Origin of the sequence: Paraburkholderia sp. SIMBA_054 (assembly GCF_046534875.1) — a bacterium.
GTDB lineage: Bacteria > Pseudomonadota > Gammaproteobacteria > Burkholderiales > Burkholderiaceae > Paraburkholderia > Paraburkholderia hospita.
The window spans coordinates 1-229 of record NZ_JAWRXV010001876.1 but is presented as its reverse complement, the minus strand read 5'-3'; the positions used below and the strand labels follow the sequence as shown (position 1 = coordinate 229).

The window sequence follows — 229 nt, the reverse complement described above, 5'->3', positions numbered from 1 at the left end:
ACTTGACCTTGATGCCGCTATTAATAACCACTTTTGCACCTTCAAGGTATTCGTTAGCATTTTTATATAGTCCTGAGAACTCTTTTCCGTGTTTATCAAAATGCCCTTCTAATTTTGCACGATCCGCAAAGGCTGAGGGCAGTTTTTTTATATCCTTAGCAGTCTTCTCAACCCTTTTCACCACATTCTTCCCTTGATCAATCTTAAAGACATACTTCCCGCCTTTAAT

The 229-nt window shown here is 38.9% G+C and carries 1 protein-coding gene; it reads right to left on the bottom strand.

Annotated features, from left to right (window positions below):
- A partial coding sequence (locus tag SB822_RS61555; RefSeq protein ID WP_410859726.1) for a hypothetical protein occupies positions 1–229 on the bottom strand: 229 nt, incomplete at both ends.